This window comes from Hominiventricola filiformis, assembly GCF_020686965.1.
Classification (GTDB): domain Bacteria; phylum Bacillota; class Clostridia; order Lachnospirales; family Lachnospiraceae; genus Hominiventricola; species Hominiventricola filiformis.
Genome location: NZ_JAJEPS010000002.1, coordinates 185,986 through 206,838 on the forward strand (window position 1 = coordinate 185,986; position 20,853 = coordinate 206,838).

A 20,853-nucleotide genomic window follows, 5' to 3' on the forward strand; every position below is an offset into this window, starting at 1 on the left:
TTTGACTGGTATGAGGTGACTCAGACCACAGCTTTTCGTCTATTACTGTTAATCAGTTTGTTAACGCATCGACGTTTTTATTTACGTGATTACACAGCCGAATTCTCTGTGGAAGACAGCAGTGCTCAAAATATTTATCAGGAGGTATAACCTATGTCACCTTATCATGAAAGAGTAGTTCCAGCGTCAGCTCCACCGAGGATCATATGTCTCCAGTTGTTAAATCCGCAAGACATACGCGCACGTCCATTCCACAGAAGGTTTCTTGTATGGTCGTCAACCCAGTTGCGAACATCCAAAACAGTTCTGTCAAACAGCACGGTGCCTCGCAGCTCCTTATTTGCCTCGGAAGACATGATGATATACGGATTCTTTCCATCCGCTGCCTGCCATGTCGGAAGTACAATCAGTTTCCATAATCCCTTCTGCGTGTTGACGTCGTTGTTGTTGCTTCCGACAATCAGATCAGAACGAATAATTCTGGAAATCGTATCCTCCAGCTCATAGCAGTTGCCAGGGATAATAATTGTATCGAAAGTATATCCCTGCACGATACCGGAATCATTTTTAAAGTTTCTTCCGATATTTGCCAGTCTACGAAGCATTGCAGAATCACTGCCGAAAGCATTGGTAAATACATTGGACTGAGCAGCAACCCCCGCCTTCACGCCCTTATGAGCAGTAGAGAAAAGCGCTTCACCATCACCCGTAGTCTTATCCAGCTTTCTGGTACCCATAGAAAACTCCTTACCCTCGGTTGCAATTGCTTTGGTAACAAGCTCTGCCCGGGTACGCTTGTATCCGAGAACCAGATTTCGTCCCATTGTCTTCATGATATTGATGTCGCCATCTTCCTTCATCTGCTGCGTGCAGGCGATCTCCTTCATAAACTGCTTATGAACAATCAGTTTCGGGAAAGTCTCCTGGATCTCGTCTGCCTCCGGCGCATCTCCTTCATCAACAATTTCAAAAGATCCAATTGAAGTCAGGCCGGTTGCTTTTTCGGCATATTTCTTGGATGTTTCCACGTTTGCCACATCGGACACCAACTTGTCATACTCCGTTTTTTCTGTATCGGTGTCCTGCATGATAGATTTTACTACCTGACCTTCCACCTTCCAAAAATCATCATTCAGTCCACTATTCTGTGAAAAAATAATTGCCATAAATTTATCCCTCCTTAAAACATTACAGTTACCTTGGTACCTACAGCGCCTGTACCATGTTTTTTAAGAATCTGTGCGACTCCGCTCGTAGCAGTTGCCGTCACCTGCGCTCCATCGGTGTGAATGGTTACTTTAGTACCCTCTGTTACTGCCGTTGCATCGGCTGCGAAAGTGGTTTCCCACTCCATTCCAGGCGCAATCAGATAAGCCGGAAGAGGTTCCATTCCTGTTGCTGGTGCACTGTAATTTGCCACCGCAATATACTCCGGTTTTGTAGTTCCTGTAGCCTTAACCAGACCACCTCCGGACAAAATTAAAGCGTCCCCGATTTTGTACTCGGTGGACGCCGTTGTTGGTAAAGTTTTAATAACCGGAAACTCCGGTTTTGCATTTGCCTTTACAAAACTAAACATAAAATTCCTCCTTCTTTACAGAGATCTGTTATATTTTTCTCTCAATTCTTTGTAGGAAAGATCCGGATATGCCGCTTTCCAAACTTCAATTGCCTCCTGTGGAATATCCACAAGCTGTGCGGTCTGTCCATCAGCCCCTCCTCCCATCGGGGACAAATGGCTCTTTCCCTTTGCTGCGTTAATCGCCGCCTGTCTGCTGGCTGCGGCATCACGCTGCGTCAGTGTTTCAAAATTGGCAAGTCGATATGCATCCGGCAGACTTAATCCATTTCTCACATAAGAGTCAAAAGCGGCAAAAGTCGGCATTTTTGCAATATCCTCCAGAGACTTCACAGTGGGATCAAAAGCGGAAATCTGCTGAATCTGTCTGTTCAGCTCCGCTTCGCCTTCCCGGAGAGAATTTTCGTGAAGAACCTGCTGCGCCTGCTGAATAACTGGATTCTGATTGATAATCTGGTCAATCAGCGCAGGATCCACGCCTCTCTGCTCAATCTGATGGCGCGTATTCACCCTTTCCTGTGCGTCCAGAGCTTCGAAGTAATCTGCAACCGTTTTGATCGGCTGACCTGTTTCGGGGTTTGTCATACCAGCGAACCGGCTCATCACTCTGGCATTCATGGCATTCATCTGCTTTTCTGCTGTGCGCCTTGCCTGTGCATAGATCGCGTTTTCATCAACTCCCGGTTCGGCGGGTTCCGGGTCCTTTTCGCCTGTGTCTCCTTCCGGATCAACAAAATCGACTACTTCTGCTGGTTCCTCTGATACCGGGTCGGCGATGTCCGGTCCTTCTCCGCCTTCTGCATACATCTGCAAATTCATAGGAATCTTGTACATTTAATACCTCCTGGATTTTTGCGCTCTTCCTGCGAAAATATAAAAAGCCGCTTTTCGCGGCTAATTACAGAATTTGGTTTTTTACGGTTTCTACAACCTTTTCAAAGTTTTCACACTTCGGATTCCGACAGGTCATATCCTGCACATTGAAAACCTTCGTAACAGTATCTGGGCTGGTATCGCCTTCCACCTCCATGTAAGTTTTCTGGATCATCATTTCAATATCACACAACGGACACTTCATCAGTTCCACCTCCTGCATGCATATTCATCTGCTGGGCCTGCATTTCCTGTTGCCTCTGAAGGCGTTCCTGAAGGTTTGTAAGGATTTCTCCTGCGTTCGGATAGTTCGCCTTCTCCATGAATTTCCAATACAGCACAAGGCTTTCAAGATCTCCAATAGGTCCGAACGCTCCGGCCTGATATTTCACATCAGCTGCATTCCACATGGCCTCCCGATTTGTGAGAATAGTTGAAGTCGTGTCCGTTTCAAAAATGAACTCATCATTCCAATACCATTCCCCTGCATCATCCTTTTTCAGGAAGTCATACCGGTTGAAATGTGAAAAATCATAGGTGCCATCTTCCTTTTTGTAGCTGATTGGAATAGGTTCATCGGCATATGCCAGCAGAAACTGGAAAATCATTTTGTACAATGCCGCATAAGCACTGTTTTTCATGATTCGTTTGGATTCCAGACGGCCTGCTGCCTGCGTGATGGAATACTGTTTTGCAGTACCAGACGTTGCAGAGGAATCGTATTTACCCTGATATGCGTCTGTAATTCCAAGCGCTGATCTGGCCCAATCATAGTTATCTTCCAGAGCCACACGGTCTTTTGAAATGTCTCCCTGCAGGTTATACACGCCGATCAAATTGGCATCTTTCTGCTCAATTCTCACAACGTTCATTTCATTTCCGTCTTTTCTGATATCAAGCCCTCTCGGCAACGTTGCAAATGACTGCCCATTGATTAACTTTTCGTTGATTTTTGTCCCCAGCTTTTTGATGGTGTCCTGTTGGTCGATAACAACAGCTACATCGGATCCACCAAGCAGCTGTTTGTTCTTTGAAATATTTTTCCTAAGAACAAGCGGGAAGACATTCGGTTTATAGTACGGAATCTTTTCCGCAATCGTCCTTGTTTCGGTTATAGGCTGTCCAAATTCGTCGAGCAACTGATTTCCGCTCTCATCCTCCATCGGGATTTCTTCCGTTCCAGAAATGTGAGAAATAAAATCACCGTTCGTAAGTGGAATATCTGCTACAAGTTCCTCTGAATCCTCCTGAACCTCTTCAAATTTTCTGCCACCACAGACAGGGCACACATCACCCTCTTTTAATGTCCCGCACTTTTTACAGCGTTCCATTTTTCTAGCCTGATAATCGTCCATGTCAACCAGAATGTAGTCCTCAACCCATGAGAACATGCCAATTCCGCCTTTTTCGTTACGATAATAGGCAACAATCTGACTCACAATTTCAGAATTAAAGGCTGTATCATCAGATTTCCTTACTTCCGGCTGTTCTTCCGCTGCATCCTGCACATCTACGCCGTATTTGCGCTTGATGAAGGACTTTGTCTGCGTGAAAATCAAGAAAACATAGTCCATTTTTTCAAGCTCGGTCACACAAGGCTGCGGAATCACCTGTTTTGGATGCAATTCAGACACTGAAACGTCCCCAAGCGTACAATGCATACCGGCATTCGCGTCCCATTCCACATGGAAGAAATCTCCGCCCTGAATCGGCGTTGTTCTTTCCTGCAGGTCATTCAATTTCTGATACTTTGTTTTGGCGATTTCATTGCACAATGCCTGTTCAATGTTTTTGGCAAGCTCTTTATCCTCTGGATGGATAGGGCGAACCTTTGGCATAGGAATGGAATTGTCCACCTGTGACTCAATCAGCTCATAAACAATGTTTCTGACATTCGTCGCCTTCTTTTTCGGGTCCTTGTTCGTGTTTGGATTCGGCTGTACCTCCCGGATCCCGTCATAGTAGCCTTCATAGGTTGCCATATCCTGCCGTTGCTGTGCATATGCTGTTTTGGCAGTTTCAAATCTCCCCTGCCACAGCCTCAATTTTTTTGTTTTTGCTGGATTTAACATATTTTTCACCATGTTTTTCAGTCTCCCTACCATCTTTCCGGCTCTCCCCACATTTCAAGCAGCAGTTTTCTGTCTGCCGCATTCGCATTCCGATAATCTTCGTACATATCCTCGGTCCATTTCTTCTTTTTCCGGGTTCTTCCTGCTTCTGGCGGGTTCACCCAGTAAATACAGAAATACCGGAGACCATCCGGGTCATGAGTCAGATCATGCGGATCCTTTGCATACACGTTTGGCCTGCGCTTATCCCGTTGGATTTTGCTCATGCACCGGAAAAGGTTCGGGGCACAGCCTTCAAGTACCCTCAAACGCGCCTTACCGTCTGCACGCGGCCTTGTCCATTCCTTCATAGCCGCACAGCCGTCCTCAAAATCGTTGTTGCTCTTCGTAAGATCAACGCCCGCTTCGGAAAACAAAAGAGCCCGGCTTTTGCCAGACTCTTGCGACCTGTTCCACAAATCCGGTGGAGCAAGGAATAATTCAATTTTCTCACCTTCGGACATACTAATCATAATGTCCGCAGCCTCTCCGATCGTTTTGTTTGGAGAATCATACTCTCGATATACAGTCGCATTTCCTTCGGTATCAACCATAATCCAGTGTGCCGAAAACATATCAAGGCCATAGTCGATGAACACATATCTCGATACCGGCCCCGTCGGAAGATCCTGCACTTCGTGGTGCTCTTTGCTCCATTCCGGGAAATAAGAACCTCCCGGAACTGTCAGCGCCTCCTCTATGGTTGCCGGATACTCCTGCGTTATCAGCGCGCCCATTGTACGCTTTGTGTTTTCGTACCATTCCTGGTCTCGTTTCGGGTCCGCATACCACGGAATGAAGATCTTAAAAAATCCGTTGTCCGGATCTGTAAAGATTTCCTCAAACAGGCTTCCTCGATCAATGGTTGACAATCCGATCACTTTACCGCCAAATGGACGGTTGATAACCGGAAACGCCGATGTCCAAATTTCTGCAGCATATTGCTGGAACGCCCACTCGTCAAAGATGATTAAATCCGCAGTGAATGAACGCGCCGCATTCGGTGACGACGGGAACGCCATAAACGTACTGTCCGGCCCATTCGGAAATGAAATAATGACCTTCAACGTCTGCGCTTCAAACACGGGTCCAGACCATCCGTCCGGCACGCTTCCCTTTTCTGCCACCAGCTCCGGCATATGACGAAAAATAACGCCAAGTCTACGGACAAGCTCTTTTCCCTCATCCTCTGTTCGGGAAATACCGATTGCTGTACGACCCGTCCAACACCGCAACAGGTACGCCGCATAACTCATTGCCAGCCAAGAGAAACCCAACTGCCGTGCTTTCAAAATCGCATTCAGTCTGTGCGTATGAATATCCATCAACGCCTGTTTCTGCATGGGCCACAATGTAAAAGGCTGTATCAGCTCATCAGCATCCTTATCCTCAATATGACAATATGTCTCTACAAAGTACACCGGATTGCTCCGGCAATACTCGATCTCACTTTCTCTGATTTCTTCAATGTTCATGGTTTTCAAAAAATAATAAAAATTTTTTCGTAGTACCCAGGAGGTATCGCCGATGAGGGGCGACCCTGACAGGGGGGGATGGGTGCGTGCTGATGCATGGACGAGGACCGGGAGAGCTACGAAGAGCCAGAAAAAAATACAGCCCTGGTCATTGATGCGTTGATACAGATAGATGCACAGATCAGGCAAGGCTCTGCTGTGTGTCGTTACCCTGCATTCGGTGCCAGTGCATCGTATTGATACCGGCAATAGATAGCCCTATAGATACCGGAAATGTACGTAACGCGCGGACATTCGTGCCAGATCGTGCCCGCAATCATGCGTTACTGCTCATTGTTACAATCAGCATATATTTATAACGCTTTCAGTCTCTCAAACATGTCGTCAAATGTAATGTTTTGCGACGCGTTCCAATTATTCGGCATCTTCCGGCTCGTTCTCGCTGTCTGTATCGTGTCCCAGACGTGCGCCAACCTTAGCAAGGAGCGCTCTGTCTGCGTCTGTCATACCTACATCTGCCTGCACCTTGGTTGTCGGCATATCTCCGGCCGTATCCCTAACAAATGTGGCCGCTTTTACATTGCCCTGCTGCCCCTGAATCATCATCTGGGCAAGCATTACCTCATAATTGGTAGCGCCTTCCTCCAGTCCTAAGCCAGATCTAAGCCCTGCGCTTGCCTCCTTATTGAGCAGCGTTTCATAGATCTCTTTTGCTGTCTTGCGCCTCCTTCTGGCTTCTCCGGATGCGATACCGGCCTTTCTCGCCTGTTCTCGGCGCTCTTCCGGTGTCTTACGAGCGTTGAGCTCTTGCGGTGTAATCAGATTAGCATTCTGCTTTTCTCTGGTTGCTCTCCTCTCTTCTGGTGTCTTTTCCTGCTTGCCTGCCATCGTAACGCCTCCTTTCCGGGCATAAAAAAAGAGACGGTTCTATTTTTCCGTCTCTCTCCCGCCGGTCCTTCCCGGCTTTTCTTATGCTATCATAATATACTGGTTTCTGGTCTCGTTCAATACGTGTTTATACTAAAATGAGGTGATATCTACCCTTTCTACATCTTCCTGGTAGTCCGCGTCCTGTCTTTCCATCTTCTCTCTGACTGCTTCCCGTACATATTCCGCGGATGTCTTCCCGGCACTACGTGCGTATGCTTCCAAGTCTTTTATGGTTCCAAGGTCCATCATATCTTTAGGCGCTACTATTCCGGCATCCTCAAATTTTGCATCTATAGCCTGATTGATCCAAACCGTCGCAGATACTCCGGCGATCTCTGCCGCTTCCTTGATCTGATCTTTCCTGCCCTTTGGCATTGTAAAATTGATTCTATCTGTGTTTTCTTTCTGCCATGCATACTGCCTGTCGTTTCTTTTTCTTGCATCTTCTGGCATCTTCTCACCTCCTGCTGTTGAACATTGTAACATAGAAGAAAAGTAATGCGCACTATGCAACTTGCACAAAATGCGCACTATGATTTTGGTGATTGTGATTATTGACGTAGTGCGCACTACGATGCTATTATGATGGCACAACGAAACAAGAACAACCGAAACGGAGGAAACGACGGTGACGAGATATTATTTTAAAGACTGTGTAACCTGTGAAGATGTAAAGCAGATGTATAAGAAACTGGCGCGGGACCTTCACCCTGACTGCAACCCCGGCAGAGACACCACCGCAGAATTCCAGGAGATGTCCAGACAGTATGAAGAAGCCTACAACCGGCTGAAAGACATTCACCAGAACGCCAACGGCGAGACCTACCAGAAAGAAACAAAGCAGACCGCTACCGAATACGCCGACCTGATTAACCAGCTGCTCCATATTCCAGGTCTTATGATTGAGCTTTGCGGCTCCTGGCTCTGGATCACCGGCAACACAAGACCGGTAAAAGATCAGCTCAAGGCACTTGGCTTCCGATTCTCCTCTAAAAAACAGGCGTGGTACTTTCATTCCGAGCCGTACCGGAAACATGGAAAGAGTGAAAAGAGCATGGACGACATCCGGAACATGTACGGATCCGAGAAATACGCAACCAGAACAGAAGAACGTGAAAGCCTTACAGCTTAACTACATAGCCGTCCGGGAGCGGCAAATCTCCCGGAGAAAGAAGGAAACATGTTAGAAATCAGAGTAAACAAAATTGATGGGGATTATTTTTTCACCCTAATCAATGCAGACATCAAAGAAACCGCTGAATATTATTTTTCAATGCCGGACGTGGATAGCATTGACATTCTAAGCGGCGGAAATAACGAAAATGAATTTACAAAGTACACCCCACAGCACATTTATAGAGCTGACCCGGAGGAAATAAAAAAGTTTGATCTCTATCATAACATCCGGCTCATTTACAAAGTCGAATATAAATCTCCTCTTCCGAATGGGACTAATGAAATAGTAAATAGCTGTGGGCTTTGCAGAATTTAGACTTTTAATTGCCGCCCCGGAGGTAACGAGGGCAGAAAGGAATAGAACATGAAAAAGAATATCGTAACCGTAGCAATCGCAACTATCGCACTTCTGGCAGGATTCGCCGCAGGCAAGACCACCGCACAGACCCAGCAGCCGGAAATCAGAGCCATGACAGGAAACTATTATGATTACATGGTCATTGAGACCGTAGACGGTAATACCTGGCTGATGGATGAAAACGCAGAACCCTTTGAAGATGGCGAACTGGTGCAGGTGTCTTTTGATACCAAGGGTACGGAATCCGTGCTTGATGATGAAATTATTGATGTCAGATCTATTGATTCAAGATATTAAGGAGGATGTAAAAATGAAATACTATGAAATCAACGAAGAAACCGCCCGCCGGGCAAACGATGTTAATTCCATGAGGGACTACCGCCACGGCAGCGCCACGGAAGAATACCGCGCCGCCGTGGACAAGGCCGCCGCGCTGGTGCAGGCACAAAAATCCAAGATCAGCCCCTACTATCACGACAAGCTGGACGCCCTGCTTGACCGCTACTCCCGCCGCCTTGCCGACTACTACAATGCCTATTACCGCAACGAATCGGCTTGCCCCTCCATCCTTGTTTGCGGCGGCAGCAACTTCCCGGTACGCAAAAAACAAAAGCAGAACGCCCGCCGCGAATCTCTTTGGCAGGAGTACAAGGAGATTGACGCCATCCTTGACAAAATCCGCAGTATCGGAACCGGACCCGTAGATCTCGCAGACCCGAACGCAAAAGACATTCTTTCTGACCAGTTAGAGCGTGTTCAGAAGAGTTTAGAGCGTGCTAAAGCCTTAAATGCATATTGGCGTAAGCATAAAACCTTTGTTGGTTTTGAAGGACTGGCAGAAGAAACCGCGCAAAAGATGGATGCCGACTTTGCAGATCTCCAGAAGCGCGCCCCTTACATATCCAAGCCCTATCCGGATTATGAATTGACCAGCCTGCGCAGCAAGGCCAAGCGTATACAGACCCGGCTTGATGATCTGGACAAGCTCCAGCAATCTGTGCCAGATCTGGGCATGGAATTCGCAGACGGCACAATCGTCCGGAACACTACCGCGAACAGGTTGCAAATCATTTTCGACGACATCCCGACGGCAGACATCCGGCAGGCTCTTAAAAACCACGGTTTCCGCTGGTCTCCCAGGAATCAAGCATGGCAACGTCAGCTCACCAAAAATGCAGAGTATGACGCACAAAAAATTTTGAATATCTCATAGAAAAAAGGGTATCTCCCGGAATTACGGAGGATACCCTTCTCTTTTGTTAAATATCAATCATATCAATGGCCCTGTGAATCATAGCATTGACTGCTCTAATGGTCATGCCCCTATCATTCGCAATCTGGATCCTGCTTTTCCCGTCTATGTACAAGTCACACAGAATAGTTTTGTATTTACCTGTCTTGAAACGTTCCAAGGCGTTTCTGACGTTTTCCCTCGTCTCTTCGCAGGTTTTTATATCAACATCAATCTGCCGTTCTATCTGCGCGATATGCACAGCAGCGCTTTCCACCTTGCTTCCACCGGAATGATTCCCTATGCTGCCGGATCCTGCCGAGGTAGATTCTCCTACGCCCCGCCAGAACTCCAGATCATTTTTCAGTGCTGCGATCTCTCCCTTTCCTTCTACGTACTGGCAGAGAAATCGTTTTTTTGCTTCGTAGTCCATTGTATCACGCCCCTTTCATAACTCTGTCCAAAATATCTGTATACAGGTCTTTGTACACCGTTCTTTCAGTCTGCGCCTGTGCCAGTTCTTTCTTCAAGAGATCGGCGTCCTTCCTCTCCTTTTCAATAACTGCCTGCAGATATTTTTTCTGTTCATTCTCTCGGTCTGGCTCTGGAGCCTCATTTCTGGCAAGAGCATGCTTCGGATAATAACCCAGTGAATCAATGACTGCATTCATGATAGATTCATATTCAGAATCTGTCATTGAGCGGATGAAGCCTGCCACATTGTCATTGAACACATACTGAACCATTCCCGGATTCGCATATCTCTCACCTCTGCAATTTACGCTGTACGGCATTCTATCATCATTCGTCAGAATCAGAATATTTGAATACTTTTCATGAGTCTGCAATACAACTGCCTCTTTCAGATTGCCGTTTTTCGTTTCAATTTCCACGATGTCGCCTCTGTAAAATTCCATAGTTTTCTCCTCCATCTTCGTTATATGTTTCAATGCCTCATAGGCTGTAGGATCACTATAACCGGATCCGTTCTTTTTTATTTCATTTTGCACGTACGCCATACTTCCTCACTTGTTACCACTTTCAGACTGGCCTTATATATTCTGCAGGGAAATCTATCTTCTGTCTCTTCATGCGTGTAGAATTCCATATACTGCATAACACCTTCCGCAATCATACTTGCAAGCTTCTTTTTCATATAATCTTCAAAATCATCGGTTTCTGGAATACCGAGCAGCGGAACCTTTTGTTCCACCATAAATGTTTTCACGATTGCATCATGATATTCAATAACGGGTTCCTTGAAAAACTCTTCCGGAAACTGTTTCATCGTGTAATTCACAAGCATCGTTTTGATTTTTTCTTTGATTGTCATGTTCTACTCCTTAACAAAATCCATTCTTTTGGCATCTCGATGATGTAACCAGCATCAATCAGTTCCTGACGCATCACGGCAACTTTCGCATCAACCACACCGCTTTCTGATTTCTCCAGGCAATCTTTCAATGCGTCATTGATACGGGTTATTCGCTTTTTCCCAAAACCGTTGTCCATCAGGTAACTATAAGCAATCAGGCACCAGCGCATACAATACGTGCAGATCTCATCCTCCGCCTCATTCAGCTTTTGCACAATCATGTATCGGTATTTCTTCTTTTTGCTTATATGGATGTCACTATCTTCATGTCTGACAACCTCAAACGCGACCCCTGTCTTCTCTTTTAGCCGGGCATTGGCTGTATCAATATCAAAGGACTCATCTGCCAAGCCGTCAGTAATTGCCTGATATAATTTCTGTATCTGCCCTGGTCTCCATTTTTCCTGGAATACCAAGATATGAGTCAGATATACCGACAATCCTGAAAACGACGCCGAATAGCTGTTTCTCCGGCACTTCGCCGTGTAGTTCAGCTCCCGCAGCAGCTCTGCTCTGGTTCTATGTATTTTCTTCAATCCCAGTCACCTCCCTCATTGAACCGTGGACACTCAAAGCACCTGCAGATCAGCTCTCCGTCCTCATTTTCGTAGTAGTTATCACCGTACCCGATGCATTCATAGCAATAGTCATAATCATCGTCCATAGTTATACCTGCCAGTTCAACTTCTGCCCGCAGCACTGGCAATAATCCCACCTTGCTGTAACTCCGCAGCCACATACAGGGCAATATCCAGCTTTCCAGATATAACTTGTTCCATATTGATTTTTCACAAGTTTCTTTCTCTGCTTCTCCATAGCCGCCCGGCATTCTTCCACCGTGCCTATCGCTTCGTATTCCGCGCATTCCTCAATAGTTTTTCCAACAGTTCCATGTTTCTTGACCAGTTGCAGATATTTGGATGCTGCTTTCAGTTCTTCTGGTGTACCAGACTTCCTGTATTCATCCCACATGGCCGCTTCATCGTATGTAAGAATTCTGGCATTGACCGGATCTTTTCTTCCAGGCTCCCGGATTATTCGTTCCATTACATCCACCATATCTTTTAGAGTCATCTGATCTCCGTAAATAGCTTTCACACGATCTGTCAATTCACGATACTCCTGCATATCTCTCAACAGATTTTCTACTTCATTCCCCTTCATGGCTTTCCTCCATTTCTTTCAGCTTGGCTTCTGCTTCCTCTCTGGCGAGGAATACTGTTTTACCAAAATCGCATTCTCTAAAATATGCTCCTATAAAATGATTTGTTGCCTTAGCGTAAATTCTATATTGTTCTCCGCTTTCATAAAATGATACACTAGAAACATAAGATTCATAGACTTCGTCTTTCATATTCTCATCATATTCAATATCATCAAACACATTAAATGGAGAAGTGACTACATAAACTGCATCTCCCACCTTACACGGCAACCGCAGCAGCCTTCCCTGCTCTTCCAGATCTTCGTATTTTCCTAACGCTTCAAGCAATAACCCTTTATACGCGTAAGAATTTTCTCCACATGGTAAGTTATCAGCAGCTCCATGTGTTCCATCACTGTACGTTTTTGTTAATCTCTCCATCTTGCTCCTCCAACAATTCCGGGTTATCAAACCGGTTTCCGATAACCTCAACTCGATTTCCATTCTGAACGTATTTCCACAAATCATCATTTATAGATCTACTTCCATTTCTTCCCATGCCAATAGCAAAAGTCGATCTAAAACCTTGATAGAATACTTTCCCAAGTCTTTTCTTCGTATCCTTATTCGGAAACGGGCAATCATCATTGTCTCTTTGGTATGAAATAATATCATTCTCCCATATTTTCTTACCGTTCTTATCGGTAAATCCTGTATATTGACCGATAGTTTCTTGATCTACTAATTCAAACCCGGATGTTTCTCCACATGAGTAAAAAGTTGTCGCTGTATCAAAAATTGTATGTATTTCCTTATCATACATATCCAGTGCTTTTACATAATAACCTTCTACCCACTCGCCGTTATCAATCCGCTTCCCACGGAAAAGAATCTCTCTCATAGCCCGTTCTCCTTCTCATACTTTCTAATTTTTTCTTCAAACCGTTTTATTCGTTCATTTTCGTCTGTTCTTAAAACAATTGGCTCAAAATACTTGCAATATTGCTCATGAGTCTTCAATTTTGTTTTGCTAGTTATGCCGCACACTCCTGTTCTTTTTGCGTAGTCCAGGCAGCTTTTCGCATACTCATAATTGTCTTTTGTAATTTTCTGTGGAAGTGCCCACTGCATCAGGCAATCGCATTCACAGCACTTTACTTTCTTAGCCATCTACCCACCTCCATCTAAAATGAAATACTGCAAAATGAATCTGAATGTTGAAATTTTTATCAATCATTTCATACTGTGTGCTTATTCTGATTGTTGGTAGAATATATACATCCAGTATATCAACAAGAAAGTCGAATCTTTCAAAATGCATCTTCGCACCTCATTTTTTTCGCCGCCTGCATCAGAGGACACCTATTACACTTGCTAGTATCAACAGCGTTTGCATACGCATCGGCTAATATCCTATGATTACTCTCTGCAATATGTAACAACTCGATCAGTTCATATTTTTTCATGTTATTAAGCGTAGAATCTGCCGGAAGCGGCTTTCCGATCACGCCCTGGTCAAATCCGGTAAATCAACCATCTACTCCACCGCCTTTCACGATCTTCTCTGAGTACGCATATGCTCCCATTGCCAGAATGTGTTCGTCTCTACCAGTCTGCATATACAACTCCCTCTGCTCTTCCTGTTTCTTTTGAAGTTCAGATATAATCTTGTCCGAATCGTTCGCCCTCCTGTTCCAATACTCGATTGCTTTTTCCTTTTTGTAACTTATTGACGTAGAAGAAAGACATTTTTCACATTGCACCCAATGATAGGTTATTCCCCACAAACGTATATTTTTGCTACCACAGAACGGGCACGGTTTAAGTTTCTCCATCAGCTTCTCCCTCCCTGTCTTTCACGCATCCTACAATATGCTCATAGCAGTCATAGGAAAGGGGCTTTCCTTTCACTTTCATAACTGCAATAATCTTTCCGTCTTCTTTGCATTTCTTGCGTTTTTTATCCAGAAATTCGCAGTTTCCATTACAGTACATACTCATTCTCCTTTCCACGGCTCCGGCAGTGGCATCCAGGCATTCACATACAAATCATTTTCAACAAAACTTTCATCTGTATCGCCAACACGGAATGTTCCAGAGTCATCATCATCCACTGTGTACCGCCCGATCATTGGTACTGTAAAATTCTCAAATGACAGTAATATCAGCTCATCTGGATCCGGCAGTTTTTCATCTACCGGAATCCATCGGGTCTGCTCTTCAGGTTTCGTTGATTTTTCCTGAGATTCCTCAATTGCATAATCGAAAAACCATTTAAATGCATTCAGAATCGTGTTTTTCGTAATTCCGTTATGTGTTGGCATACCTAACACATCTTTGATCGCCCATAATTTCTCATTGTCTGAATATTTTTCTTTCTGAATTTGTTCAAAAATTGCACACGCTTTTCCTATATTCATTTCCCATCCTCCAATTCATCAGTCGAGTTAAGTTGAGTTACGCAAACCGGAGTTGCCCGGTCTGCTCTGCCTGTATCCGCATATTCGGTGTTCTCTCCGCCACACAAAGCTCTGGCAGATTGGCTTTTACCAAGGCTGCAGGTATCTGCGGGCACACCATATTCCCGCATTTCTTCACCTGCTCCGATCTCGATATTGCTTTTCCATCACAATCATGATCGATAATATAATCATCCGGTACACCTTGGCAGTTATACTGTTCTCTTGGCTCCAACATACGCAGGCCGATATCATAAATCTGGTATCTATCTCCATATACTTCCACCAATCCAAAGCGGTCTCTCGATGTTAAAGTATCCAGCGGTTCCCGGATATCTTGTCCTCCCGCTTCTGAACCGTAGTACTTAATCAGATATGCCATTACCAGTCCAAAATGTCCCGGCGAAGTAGTTATCGTATGAAGTGGTTCTCTTACATCCTGTCCAGTCCCACTCTTATAAAATTTGCTGATAAAAGCACATACAAGGCCGTATCTGTTTGATCCATCCAATGTCATAAGCGGACCCGTTATTTTCTGTCCTCTGACATCATTTCCAGCATAGGAATGATACTGAATAAGAAACGGGATTTTCCCATCTACAATAAACGGATCATCCTCATCTATAACAAATTTTTTAAGTCCTCTTCCTATCCGGTCCATTGTTTTCTTTGCCAGCGGTCTGACTGCACGGATTCCGTACTTTTCTTTGATTTCTTCCGAAGTATCAAAGATACTCGGACAGGGTAACGAAAAATCAAATTGTGTATATGCTCCTACGTATGGTTTCAGCAGTCCTGTTTTAACAGCTTCACTGTCCACTGGTCCATGCGTTGGCTCTGGCCAGATAATAGGTCCACCATCGCACCTGGCAATCAAGAAAAATCTTTTCCGCATTGTAGGTGCACCATAATCCGCAGCAATCAATTCTTTTGTCTGAACCGTATATCCCAATTCCCACAATTGTTTTATGAACTTTCGATATGTCTGCCCTTTTTTCTTCTTAATTGGATGGTGCCGCCGGTTTAGCGGACCCCATTGCTGAAATTCCTCCACATTTTCCAGCATGATAACTCTCGGTCGCACCAACCCCGCCCAGCGGCAGGCTACCCATGCAAGACCCCTGATGTTCTTATCTTTTGGTTTTCCACCCTTGGCCTTGGAAAAGTGCTTGCAATCCGGTGAGAACCAGGCAAGTGCTACCGGATGCCCTTTGCATGCCTTTACCGGATCTACCGCCCACACATTTTCACAGTAATGCTTTGTATTCGGATGATTCGCCATGTGCATCTTAATGGCTTCCGGATCATGATTGATGGCAATATCCACGCTATATCCTGTTGCCAGCTCAATGCCCGTGGAAGCACCGCCCCCACCAGCAAAATTGTCTACGATCAGCTCACTGTGAATCATTTTTTCTCATTCTCCTCATCTGCCGATTATTCGCATTCACTAAATGTGCCTGCTGTCCGAACTGTTTCCCGTATCTGCTCATACCTACCAGCTGCCCTGCTGCCTTGGTTTTTGCATATTTTGATTTGCTCATATTATTTTCTTAAGGAACCCGATATATCATTACCCCGGCCGGAGGTTCGGCTCCTTTCTTCTTGACTAATATATTTCTTTAATGTAGAGTATTAGATGGCATAGCTCAGTGGATAGAGCACACCTCTCATAAAGGTACGGTCGTGGGTTCGAGTCCCATTGCCCCTGCTAAAGGCACCTTCGGGTGCCTTTGTTCGTTATATCATCATATCTAATGGAAGACTCATCTGTCCCTTGCAATTCCCGCCAATGGTTGTCGGGTCCCATTCAACCCCGATATAATCCAGCACCTTCGCCCAACCGTAATCGTTCCCGGCCTGATCCTTGCATATATGGAACATCAGGTAATCCCACTCTTTCGGATTTTCCTTGTACAACATATCGAATCGGTGCGGTCTTTTCTCCATGTGAATTCCGAATCCACACATTGAACAACCGGTACGCTGTGCCTTTGTGGTATACAGTGTTCCGTCTGGTTTTCTTTCGATGGATCCGTAGATCTCCGGAATAATGCTGTCCGGCATCTGGAAGCTCTCTGCAATCTTTTCTTCCTCCAGAAGCTTTTCATGGTACTTTTCTTTCAATCCATCTTTCCACATCTGGTCCATCTCCAGTGCCAGGGTCAAAATATCTTGTCTATGGAAGATTGCAAACGGTGCTGATCTGATGGTTGACTTTCCAAAATAGTTGCACCCATTCATCCGCAGGCTCTTGGCACGTCTGCCGCCCTCGGATGCCATCAGACCGAGGAAGGGAACGCTGTTATGTTCCTTTCCCCAGTTATCGCAGTTCTTCTCCTTCAGGTAATAACAGCACTTGGAAGATACCAAGAAATCCGGTTTCTGATAATTGCATCCTTCATTCTCGTTTTCATATCCTCCGAACAGTTCAAGCCACCGCTGCTTCAGTTTCATGTTGGAGTCCTTCTGCCAACCACCATACTCTCCTGTTTCGCCGGTGATGATGGCATGGCGGACCGTCTTATTCTTTTCCGACGGATTCTGAAGCAGTTCGATCTTTGCTGCCACTTCCTTCGATATCACCGGAAAGCCAAATTCCTGTATTACCCTGGCTTTCGTCCAGAGAGTCCCGTCCTCTCTCCGTAATGGTGGTACCCGGATAATCCCTAGCGCTCTATGTACCCGCCGGATCGACTTATCCTCCAACATTGAAGCACTCACTCCCGGAGCATTGATATGGCAGATTTCATGGAGAAACAGATATAAAACGATACTGTCCAATCCTCCAACGGAAACATGATAGTTCAGTCCGCGCCCATCACATTCCCTGGCAAATTCCTCTGCCCGGATTTGTGCGTATTTCCGCTTAAATTCATACGGCTGTTTTTCCTTCTGCATAAATGATGCTATCTTTTCATACGTTCCCAGCCGCTCCATTCTTTCTTTTACTGATTCCAATTTTATTCACGGAGTAAAGAGCTCTTTCACGCTGGCCAGCAAACCTCTCACTCCTTTCAATTCACTTTAAAATTTCATCTAAGCAGGCATTCCAGCCTTTATCAAATCGTCCATTATCACAATACTCAGGATGATTTACTTTCTCTGGTAACTTCCGAAGCGGACACTTTTCATACCGCTTTACTGTGAATGTATTCTGCGACAGCCTTGATGCCCCATTATTGAGCACATTCATAAGCTGGCATTTCTTAATACCTTGAAACTCATACAGGAATTTGCACTTTCCACATGAGTTCGGCATATCCATAACCAAAATTGCTTTAGTCATACCTCTCACTCCATTGTTCTTGCTCTCTCAATGATGTATTTTCCATACGTTACCCCGCTATACCGGGTGATCCGGCGGAGGTATTCCATATCCACACCCAACAGATCATGAATCTGCTGCATGGTGCGGTTCCGCATGATAACTGTTGCGATCTCTATGTTTGTGACGTTGTATGTTACTGTCATGCTCCACCTTCCAGAAGCTTGCTCAAGAATTTCTCCTGTTCACGCTCAGCCTGTGCTCTTCTCACGCTCACTTCCGGCATCTGTAATATGATGCTTGATTTCAGAACTCGGTCGACGATCCGGAAGTTCAGGTTGAGGTTTTCCGGCGGAAGGTTTGAAGTGATCAGCGTCACCAGACCATTGTTGAGTCTGGTATCTATGAGTCGGAAAAGTTCCTGTTCCTGCCATTCACCGTTCTTCTGTGTTCCCAGATCATCCAGCACAAGAACCGAACAGGTTCGGTATACCGCACTCGGGTCTGTCTCACCGCGTTCACGGCCTTTCTCGTAGCTTTTTCCGACCGCTGCTAGATAATCAACGGCTGTGACAAAACGTCCCTGTATTCCGCTCTGTAAAATCAGTGTCCGAAGGATGCAGCATGAAAGATACGTCTTCCCGCTTCCTGCCGTTGCTGACCACAAGTACAATCCTTTTCCAGATTCTTTGACCATCTCGAACTGCTCGCAGTATGATTTGATGATCTTCCGGAGCTTTGACAGGTCGACACCATAAATACCAAAATCAAACTTTTCAATCTCAGCATCCTGGAACTGTGCCGGTATACCGGTATTTGCGCCTGCCTGAAGCTGTACCGTGCATCTTGGACACGGCCGTGCAACCTCGTGCTGCTCGATGTGTTTCTTTTCGCTCCCGTCTTCCAAGATCTCCGTGATCTCAACCGGTACCTTGTAAAACTCCACCATCAGTCCGTGACAGATTGGGCATTCACCATGCTCTGAAACTGCTTCCTGATTTGACATCTGTCTTTTCCTCCTCTCTGGAATATCCTTTATTCGGTCTTGCACTGTTCTGTGCCCGTGATAACCAGCCGTTCAAAAATCTCTTTGCTCCGGCTCTGGTTTTACGATTCTTCGGATTCGATATACACCAGCCGGTAATATTCCTGATCTCCTGACGTACATCTATCCCCGGATAGAGCTGCTGGAATTTATCCACGTCGTTCTCCGTGATCTCATACGATGTTCCATCGTTGAGCAGGAAGCTTCCGGCGCAAGGCGATTTATCGTCCGGCGCAGAAGGAATATTATTATTACTTTCTTTACTTCTTACCTTCTTTACTTCTTCTATTGTTGCCACTTGCTTGCCGGTTGTTTGCCGGTTGTCTGCCACTTGACTGCCGTTTATTGTGCCGTCTGATTGATACAAATTATAGTTATTTACTGTAACTACGCTGAATTTTGGGTGTCGGTTGACTGCCACTTCCCCTGTCGTTTCAAGGTGTTTTAGAGCTGTCCTTACGTTCTTTACCGACAACCCTGTTTCGGCTGCCAAATTATTGTATGATGTAACCAGTGATCCTCTTGGAATTTCCATGCCCTGAAATCTGCCGTCTTTCCAGTTTGCCCGCAGAAGCAGGTGAAAGAATAATCGGCACGTATTCAGGTCTTTGTACCATTCCCATTCAAGGATCCTTCTGTCAATCTTTATATGTCCCATACGATCATTCCAGCGGTAGGATTAGCTGCTCATACCCTCCGGTAAGCTCTGCACCATCCCGCGCCATCCTCTCAAATGATCTTTTCATAGGCACCAATTTTGTACGGATGAATTCCATCCTTGCGGATTCCTTCGCCATGTACTCTTTGAATTCCAACGCTTCCGCTGGCACCCAAGGACGCGGTTTATAATAGCCGTTCCCTACGTTGATAATCGGATCATGCTCACTATCTCCGTTCCATACAGAGATCAATTCTCGAAGCTTCCGATCATCACTTCTATTTGTCGGTCTCGGTACCGCATTTTCTTTTCCAATACCGATCCGGTTGAAAATGCTTTCAGCAATTCCGCTCATGATCCCTCCTTTCTCCCGGCAGAAATCTCCACCGGGAAAAAACAATCGGATTTTTATGTTTCCATCATGGCTTTTCGTGATATATTATTAAGCCAATATGGTTAGCACCTACAGTTCCACGATCTCCACTTCGATGTATGGCGTTCCAGATGTGTAGTGGAATTCATGCTTAATCTGGCTACCGTCTACATATTTTGGAGAATCGTCTTTCAGAGTCCCACATTTTTGCAATGCGTCCTGAATTACTTTGTCAGCGAAAGAGAACACATTCATGTGATCCCTTCTCTGCCCTTTCTCTGGTTCGTAAAACACATAGTGCAGAGTTACAAGACCAGAGACTTTATGCCCCTTCAAACCCATCCGAACAGCGTCACACGCTATCCCTTCGAATTTACTTTTGATTCTTGCTCCTGCCTTTGGATTACGCCCAAGCTCATGAATGTAATCATTCAATGATGGAAAAGTTTTTTCACCTTTCCAGTAGCGACCCTCAATTTTAAATTTCATAGCCAGCTCCCTCCGTATCTCTTACGGAAAGCCTCTCTGGCTTCATCCTCTGTCACGCCCTCGGCAACCTTCCTTTTCTCCCAGGCAAGCTGACCGATGATTTTGCTCATTTTTTCAGCCATCACATTGTCATGGATCCGGTCAATCACTCGACCTGTGGTATGGCATTCGTCACATACAGGGCCTTTGATTCCATCTTCTTCCGCAAGATTTCTAACTCCACGTCCAAAAAGGAAATGATGTTGCGATGTCACCGGTTTCCCGCAGAACATACAATTGCTACGATACTTTGTTATGATACTGTCCATG

Annotated in this window: 34 protein-coding genes and 1 tRNA gene; 5 read left to right on the forward strand and 30 right to left on the reverse strand. The window is 45.4% G+C overall.

The genetic code is table 11. From position 1 onward, the window contains the following. Nucleotides 1–164: 164 nt before the first annotated feature. The 8 genes from LKD36_RS03660 to LKD36_RS03695 form a co-directional block, all read right to left on the reverse strand. Nucleotides 165–1,166: a hypothetical protein gene (locus tag LKD36_RS03660; RefSeq protein WP_308458726.1), complete on the reverse strand. Its 1,002-nt coding sequence runs from the start codon at nucleotides 1,164–1,166 to the stop codon at nucleotides 165–167. Between the two features lie 14 nt (nucleotides 1,167–1,180). Next, a complete protein-coding gene (locus LKD36_RS03665; RefSeq protein WP_308458727.1) occupies nucleotides 1,181–1,579 on the reverse strand; it encodes a hypothetical protein in 399 nt (132 codons plus the stop codon). A gap of 15 nt (nucleotides 1,580–1,594) precedes the next feature. After that, nucleotides 1,595–2,413 (reverse strand): hypothetical protein, encoded by an 819-nt coding sequence (locus tag LKD36_RS03670; protein ID WP_308458728.1) that lies wholly within the window; start codon nucleotides 2,411–2,413, stop codon nucleotides 1,595–1,597. Between the two features lie 64 nt (nucleotides 2,414–2,477). Beyond that, on the reverse strand, nucleotides 2,478–2,657 hold the full coding sequence (locus tag LKD36_RS03675; protein ID WP_308458729.1) for a hypothetical protein: 180 nt from the start codon (nucleotides 2,655–2,657) through the stop codon (nucleotides 2,478–2,480). Beyond that, entirely contained in the window at nucleotides 2,638–4,557 is a 1,920-nt protein-coding gene (locus tag LKD36_RS03680; protein WP_308458730.1) for a hypothetical protein, read from the reverse strand. Before LKD36_RS03680 ends, LKD36_RS03675 begins: the two co-directional genes overlap by 20 nt. Beyond that, nucleotides 4,551–6,038: a hypothetical protein gene (locus LKD36_RS03685; protein ID WP_308458731.1), complete on the reverse strand. Its 1,488-nt coding sequence runs from the start codon at nucleotides 6,036–6,038 to the stop codon at nucleotides 4,551–4,553. Before LKD36_RS03685 ends, LKD36_RS03680 begins: the two co-directional genes overlap by 7 nt. Nucleotides 6,039–6,452: 414 nt before the next feature. Then, entirely contained in the window at nucleotides 6,453–6,926 is a 474-nt protein-coding gene (locus LKD36_RS03690) for a hypothetical protein (RefSeq protein WP_308458732.1), read from the reverse strand. 132 nt (nucleotides 6,927–7,058) lie between these two features. Next, nucleotides 7,059–7,421, reverse strand: coding sequence for a hypothetical protein (locus LKD36_RS03695; RefSeq protein WP_308458733.1), 363 nt, complete (start codon nucleotides 7,419–7,421; stop codon nucleotides 7,059–7,061). A gap of 175 nt (nucleotides 7,422–7,596) precedes the next feature. On the opposite strand from LKD36_RS03695, the gene LKD36_RS03700 reads away from it, so the two are divergent. Genes LKD36_RS03700 through LKD36_RS03715 form a run of 4 tightly spaced genes read left to right on the forward strand, consistent with a single transcriptional unit; the run spans nucleotide 7,597 to nucleotide 9,715 of the window. Beyond that, nucleotides 7,597–8,100, forward strand: coding sequence for a DnaJ domain-containing protein (locus LKD36_RS03700; protein ID WP_308458734.1), 504 nt, complete (start codon nucleotides 7,597–7,599; stop codon nucleotides 8,098–8,100). Between the two features lie 48 nt (nucleotides 8,101–8,148). Next, on the forward strand, nucleotides 8,149–8,460 hold the full coding sequence (locus tag LKD36_RS03705; protein WP_308458735.1) for a hypothetical protein: 312 nt from the start codon (nucleotides 8,149–8,151) through the stop codon (nucleotides 8,458–8,460). 48 nt (nucleotides 8,461–8,508) lie between these two features. Continuing rightward, nucleotides 8,509–8,799: a hypothetical protein gene (locus tag LKD36_RS03710; protein WP_308458736.1), complete on the forward strand. Its 291-nt coding sequence runs from the start codon at nucleotides 8,509–8,511 to the stop codon at nucleotides 8,797–8,799. Nucleotides 8,800–8,812: 13 nt separating this feature from the next. Further along, nucleotides 8,813–9,715, forward strand: coding sequence for a hypothetical protein (locus tag LKD36_RS03715; protein WP_308458737.1), 903 nt, complete (start codon nucleotides 8,813–8,815; stop codon nucleotides 9,713–9,715). A 46-nt stretch (nucleotides 9,716–9,761) separates the two neighbouring features. Here the strand turns inward: LKD36_RS03715 and LKD36_RS03720 are convergent, their stop codons facing one another. From LKD36_RS03720 to LKD36_RS03785, 14 genes are all read right to left on the reverse strand, one after another. Then, complete coding sequence (locus LKD36_RS03720; protein ID WP_308458738.1) at nucleotides 9,762–10,166, reverse strand: sigma-70 RNA polymerase sigma factor region 4 domain-containing protein; 405 nt, start codon at nucleotides 10,164–10,166, stop codon at nucleotides 9,762–9,764. A 4-nt stretch (nucleotides 10,167–10,170) separates the two neighbouring features. After that, the gene (locus tag LKD36_RS03725) at nucleotides 10,171–10,650 is read right to left on the reverse strand and encodes a hypothetical protein (RefSeq protein ID WP_308458739.1); all 480 of its coding nucleotides are present in this window, start codon (nucleotides 10,648–10,650) and stop codon (nucleotides 10,171–10,173) included. A gap of 77 nt (nucleotides 10,651–10,727) precedes the next feature. Next, nucleotides 10,728–11,066, reverse strand: a complete 339-nt coding sequence (locus LKD36_RS03730; protein ID WP_308458740.1) for a hypothetical protein — start codon at nucleotides 11,064–11,066, stop codon at nucleotides 10,728–10,730. Next, nucleotides 11,063–11,644: a hypothetical protein gene (locus LKD36_RS03735; protein WP_308458741.1), complete on the reverse strand. Its 582-nt coding sequence runs from the start codon at nucleotides 11,642–11,644 to the stop codon at nucleotides 11,063–11,065. The genes LKD36_RS03730 and LKD36_RS03735 overlap by 4 nt, the downstream gene beginning before the upstream one ends. Then, nucleotides 11,641–11,772, reverse strand: a complete 132-nt coding sequence (locus LKD36_RS03740; RefSeq protein ID WP_308458742.1) for a hypothetical protein — start codon at nucleotides 11,770–11,772, stop codon at nucleotides 11,641–11,643. Before LKD36_RS03740 ends, LKD36_RS03735 begins: the two co-directional genes overlap by 4 nt. A 2-nt stretch (nucleotides 11,773–11,774) precedes the next feature. Continuing rightward, nucleotides 11,775–12,272 carry a hypothetical protein gene (locus LKD36_RS03745; protein WP_308458743.1) on the reverse strand — a complete coding sequence of 166 codons (498 nt, stop codon included), beginning with the start codon at nucleotides 12,270–12,272 and terminating at the stop codon, nucleotides 11,775–11,777. After that, complete coding sequence (locus LKD36_RS03750; protein WP_308458744.1) at nucleotides 12,259–12,693, reverse strand: hypothetical protein; 435 nt, start codon at nucleotides 12,691–12,693, stop codon at nucleotides 12,259–12,261. Before LKD36_RS03750 ends, LKD36_RS03745 begins: the two co-directional genes overlap by 14 nt. Continuing rightward, nucleotides 12,665–13,153, reverse strand: coding sequence for a YopX family protein (locus LKD36_RS03755; protein WP_308458745.1), 489 nt, complete (start codon nucleotides 13,151–13,153; stop codon nucleotides 12,665–12,667). The genes LKD36_RS03750 and LKD36_RS03755 overlap by 29 nt, the downstream gene beginning before the upstream one ends. After that, the gene (locus tag LKD36_RS03760; RefSeq protein WP_308458746.1) at nucleotides 13,150–13,422 is read right to left on the reverse strand and encodes a hypothetical protein; all 273 of its coding nucleotides are present in this window, start codon (nucleotides 13,420–13,422) and stop codon (nucleotides 13,150–13,152) included. Before LKD36_RS03760 ends, LKD36_RS03755 begins: the two co-directional genes overlap by 4 nt. A gap of 359 nt (nucleotides 13,423–13,781) precedes the next feature. Beyond that, nucleotides 13,782–14,087, reverse strand: a complete 306-nt coding sequence (locus tag LKD36_RS03765) for a Lar family restriction alleviation protein (RefSeq protein WP_308458747.1) — start codon at nucleotides 14,085–14,087, stop codon at nucleotides 13,782–13,784. Continuing rightward, nucleotides 14,074–14,247: a hypothetical protein gene (locus LKD36_RS03770; protein WP_308458748.1), complete on the reverse strand. Its 174-nt coding sequence runs from the start codon at nucleotides 14,245–14,247 to the stop codon at nucleotides 14,074–14,076. The genes LKD36_RS03765 and LKD36_RS03770 overlap by 14 nt, the downstream gene beginning before the upstream one ends. Before the next feature lie 2 nt (nucleotides 14,248–14,249). Further along, nucleotides 14,250–14,672 (reverse strand): DUF551 domain-containing protein, encoded by a 423-nt coding sequence (locus LKD36_RS03775; RefSeq protein WP_308458749.1) that lies wholly within the window; start codon nucleotides 14,670–14,672, stop codon nucleotides 14,250–14,252. Nucleotides 14,673–14,709: 37 nt separating this feature from the next. Continuing rightward, nucleotides 14,710–16,122: a DNA cytosine methyltransferase gene (locus LKD36_RS03780; RefSeq protein WP_308458750.1), complete on the reverse strand. Its 1,413-nt coding sequence runs from the start codon at nucleotides 16,120–16,122 to the stop codon at nucleotides 14,710–14,712. Further along, on the reverse strand, nucleotides 16,109–16,255 hold the full coding sequence (locus LKD36_RS03785; RefSeq protein WP_308458751.1) for a hypothetical protein: 147 nt from the start codon (nucleotides 16,253–16,255) through the stop codon (nucleotides 16,109–16,111). Before LKD36_RS03785 ends, LKD36_RS03780 begins: the two co-directional genes overlap by 14 nt. 94 nt (nucleotides 16,256–16,349) lie before the next feature. On the opposite strand from LKD36_RS03785, the gene LKD36_RS03790 reads away from it, so the two are divergent. Then, nucleotides 16,350–16,422: transfer RNA gene (locus LKD36_RS03790), tRNA-Ile, on the forward strand. Between the two features lie 29 nt (nucleotides 16,423–16,451). Here the strand turns inward: LKD36_RS03790 and LKD36_RS03795 are convergent. The 8 genes from LKD36_RS03795 to LKD36_RS03830 form a co-directional block, all read right to left on the reverse strand. Next, nucleotides 16,452–17,612 (reverse strand): hypothetical protein, encoded by a 1,161-nt coding sequence (locus LKD36_RS03795; RefSeq protein WP_308458752.1) that lies wholly within the window; start codon nucleotides 17,610–17,612, stop codon nucleotides 16,452–16,454. A 121-nt stretch (nucleotides 17,613–17,733) separates the two neighbouring features. Then, nucleotides 17,734–18,000 carry a hypothetical protein gene (locus tag LKD36_RS03800; protein WP_308458753.1) on the reverse strand — a complete coding sequence of 89 codons (267 nt, stop codon included), beginning with the start codon at nucleotides 17,998–18,000 and terminating at the stop codon, nucleotides 17,734–17,736. A gap of 5 nt (nucleotides 18,001–18,005) precedes the next feature. Then, nucleotides 18,006–18,185, reverse strand: a complete 180-nt coding sequence (locus LKD36_RS03805; protein WP_308458754.1) for a hypothetical protein — start codon at nucleotides 18,183–18,185, stop codon at nucleotides 18,006–18,008. Then, nucleotides 18,182–18,985 carry an ATP-binding protein gene (locus LKD36_RS03810; protein ID WP_308458755.1) on the reverse strand — a complete coding sequence of 268 codons (804 nt, stop codon included), beginning with the start codon at nucleotides 18,983–18,985 and terminating at the stop codon, nucleotides 18,182–18,184. Before LKD36_RS03810 ends, LKD36_RS03805 begins: the two co-directional genes overlap by 4 nt. Further along, nucleotides 18,951–19,682 (reverse strand): hypothetical protein, encoded by a 732-nt coding sequence (locus LKD36_RS03815; protein ID WP_308458756.1) that lies wholly within the window; start codon nucleotides 19,680–19,682, stop codon nucleotides 18,951–18,953. Before LKD36_RS03815 ends, LKD36_RS03810 begins: the two co-directional genes overlap by 35 nt. A gap of 4 nt (nucleotides 19,683–19,686) precedes the next feature. Beyond that, nucleotides 19,687–20,037, reverse strand: coding sequence for a hypothetical protein (locus tag LKD36_RS03820; RefSeq protein WP_308458757.1), 351 nt, complete (start codon nucleotides 20,035–20,037; stop codon nucleotides 19,687–19,689). 108 nt (nucleotides 20,038–20,145) lie between these two features. After that, nucleotides 20,146–20,544 carry a RusA family crossover junction endodeoxyribonuclease gene (locus LKD36_RS03825; protein ID WP_308458758.1) on the reverse strand — a complete coding sequence of 133 codons (399 nt, stop codon included), beginning with the start codon at nucleotides 20,542–20,544 and terminating at the stop codon, nucleotides 20,146–20,148. Then, the gene (locus LKD36_RS03830; protein WP_308458759.1) at nucleotides 20,541–20,852 is read right to left on the reverse strand and encodes a cytochrome c-type biogenesis protein; all 312 of its coding nucleotides are present in this window, start codon (nucleotides 20,850–20,852) and stop codon (nucleotides 20,541–20,543) included. Before LKD36_RS03830 ends, LKD36_RS03825 begins: the two co-directional genes overlap by 4 nt. Nucleotide 20,853 lies beyond the last annotated feature (1 nt).

Bases quoted from the DNA above. Each gene is read 5' to 3' on its own strand.
- LKD36_RS03815 (WP_308458756.1), bottom strand. From the start codon at position 19,682: ATGGGACATATAAAGATTGACAGAAGGATCCTTGAATGGGAATGGTAC.
- LKD36_RS03765 (WP_308458747.1), bottom strand. From the start codon at position 14,087: ATGGAGAAACTTAAACCGTGCCCGTTCTGTGGTAGCAAAAATATACGT.
- LKD36_RS03705 (WP_308458735.1), top strand. From the start codon at position 8,149: ATGTTAGAAATCAGAGTAAACAAAATTGATGGGGATTATTTTTTCACC.
- LKD36_RS03665 (WP_308458727.1), bottom strand. From the start codon at position 1,579: ATGTTTAGTTTTGTAAAGGCAAATGCAAAACCGGAGTTTCCGGTTATT.
- LKD36_RS03715 (WP_308458737.1), top strand. From the start codon at position 8,813: ATGAAATACTATGAAATCAACGAAGAAACCGCCCGCCGGGCAAACGAT.
- LKD36_RS03780 (WP_308458750.1), bottom strand. From the start codon at position 16,122: ATGATTCACAGTGAGCTGATCGTAGACAATTTTGCTGGTGGGGGCGGT.
- LKD36_RS03800 (WP_308458753.1), bottom strand. From the start codon at position 18,000: ATGACTAAAGCAATTTTGGTTATGGATATGCCGAACTCATGTGGAAAG.
- LKD36_RS03670 (WP_308458728.1), bottom strand. From the start codon at position 2,413: ATGTACAAGATTCCTATGAATTTGCAGATGTATGCAGAAGGCGGAGAA.
- LKD36_RS03690 (WP_308458732.1), bottom strand. From the start codon at position 6,926: ATGGCAGGCAAGCAGGAAAAGACACCAGAAGAGAGGAGAGCAACCAGA.
- LKD36_RS03825 (WP_308458758.1), bottom strand. From the start codon at position 20,544: ATGAAATTTAAAATTGAGGGTCGCTACTGGAAAGGTGAAAAAACTTTT.
- LKD36_RS03755 (WP_308458745.1), bottom strand. From the start codon at position 13,153: ATGAGAGAGATTCTTTTCCGTGGGAAGCGGATTGATAACGGCGAGTGG.
- LKD36_RS03760 (WP_308458746.1), bottom strand. From the start codon at position 13,422: ATGGCTAAGAAAGTAAAGTGCTGTGAATGCGATTGCCTGATGCAGTGG.
- LKD36_RS03740 (WP_308458742.1), bottom strand. From the start codon at position 11,772: ATGGACGATGATTATGACTATTGCTATGAATGCATCGGGTACGGTGAT.
- LKD36_RS03710 (WP_308458736.1), top strand. From the start codon at position 8,509: ATGAAAAAGAATATCGTAACCGTAGCAATCGCAACTATCGCACTTCTG.
- LKD36_RS03810 (WP_308458755.1), bottom strand. From the start codon at position 18,985: ATGTCAAATCAGGAAGCAGTTTCAGAGCATGGTGAATGCCCAATCTGT.
- LKD36_RS03770 (WP_308458748.1), bottom strand. From the start codon at position 14,247: ATGTACTGTAATGGAAACTGCGAATTTCTGGATAAAAAACGCAAGAAA.
- LKD36_RS03830 (WP_308458759.1), bottom strand. From the start codon at position 20,852: ATGGACAGTATCATAACAAAGTATCGTAGCAATTGTATGTTCTGCGGG.
- LKD36_RS03795 (WP_308458752.1), bottom strand. From the start codon at position 17,612: ATGCAGAAGGAAAAACAGCCGTATGAATTTAAGCGGAAATACGCACAA.
- LKD36_RS03680 (WP_308458730.1), bottom strand. From the start codon at position 4,557: ATGGTAGGGAGACTGAAAAACATGGTGAAAAATATGTTAAATCCAGCA.
- LKD36_RS03695 (WP_308458733.1), bottom strand. From the start codon at position 7,421: ATGCCAGAAGATGCAAGAAAAAGAAACGACAGGCAGTATGCATGGCAG.
- LKD36_RS03660 (WP_308458726.1), bottom strand. From the start codon at position 1,166: ATGGCAATTATTTTTTCACAGAATAGTGGACTGAATGATGATTTTTGG.
- LKD36_RS03775 (WP_308458749.1), bottom strand. From the start codon at position 14,672: ATGAATATAGGAAAAGCGTGTGCAATTTTTGAACAAATTCAGAAAGAA.
- LKD36_RS03820 (WP_308458757.1), bottom strand. From the start codon at position 20,037: ATGAGCGGAATTGCTGAAAGCATTTTCAACCGGATCGGTATTGGAAAA.
- LKD36_RS03730 (WP_308458740.1), bottom strand. From the start codon at position 11,066: ATGACAATCAAAGAAAAAATCAAAACGATGCTTGTGAATTACACGATG.
- LKD36_RS03805 (WP_308458754.1), bottom strand. From the start codon at position 18,185: ATGACAGTAACATACAACGTCACAAACATAGAGATCGCAACAGTTATC.
- LKD36_RS03745 (WP_308458743.1), bottom strand. From the start codon at position 12,272: ATGAAGGGGAATGAAGTAGAAAATCTGTTGAGAGATATGCAGGAGTAT.
- LKD36_RS03685 (WP_308458731.1), bottom strand. From the start codon at position 6,038: ATGAACATTGAAGAAATCAGAGAAAGTGAGATCGAGTATTGCCGGAGC.
- LKD36_RS03675 (WP_308458729.1), bottom strand. From the start codon at position 2,657: ATGAAGTGTCCGTTGTGTGATATTGAAATGATGATCCAGAAAACTTAC.
- LKD36_RS03785 (WP_308458751.1), bottom strand. From the start codon at position 16,255: ATGAGCAAATCAAAATATGCAAAAACCAAGGCAGCAGGGCAGCTGGTA.
- LKD36_RS03750 (WP_308458744.1), bottom strand. From the start codon at position 12,693: ATGGAGAGATTAACAAAAACGTACAGTGATGGAACACATGGAGCTGCT.
- LKD36_RS03725 (WP_308458739.1), bottom strand. From the start codon at position 10,650: ATGGAATTTTACAGAGGCGACATCGTGGAAATTGAAACGAAAAACGGC.
- LKD36_RS03720 (WP_308458738.1), bottom strand. From the start codon at position 10,166: ATGGACTACGAAGCAAAAAAACGATTTCTCTGCCAGTACGTAGAAGGA.